This window comes from Paraburkholderia sp. SIMBA_027 (assembly GCF_046535315.1).
GTDB lineage: Bacteria > Pseudomonadota > Gammaproteobacteria > Burkholderiales > Burkholderiaceae > Paraburkholderia > Paraburkholderia tropica.
The window spans coordinates 1-272 of record NZ_JAWRWY010000565.1 but is presented as its reverse complement, the minus strand read 5'-3'; the positions used below and the strand labels follow the sequence as shown (position 1 = coordinate 272).

1 pseudogene is annotated in these 272 nt (G+C 58.5%); it reads left to right on the top strand.

The features are described 5' to 3' along the window. A pseudogene (locus SB764_RS40265) lies at nucleotides 1-272 on the top strand (hypothetical protein); the annotation flags it as partial.

Here is a 272-nt window from a genome sequence, read left to right as displayed (position 1 = left end):
CTGGCTCATGCGAAGCGCACTGCGTTGCTTGACGCGACGGTTACGCAGGTCAGAGCGCAGCATGCGGCCAACGCCGAGGCATTAGAGGCCCTGTGTCTCGCGCTTTATAGAATTGACCGCTTCGGCGATATGCTCAGTGTTGCCCGGCAGGGACTCAAGATCGATCCGCAGCGGGTCATGTTGCACCACTACGCAGCACATTCCCTAAGCGTATGCGGCAGGGTTTTAGAAGCTATCGTTCACAGCAGGGAGGCGGTCCGATTCACACCAGA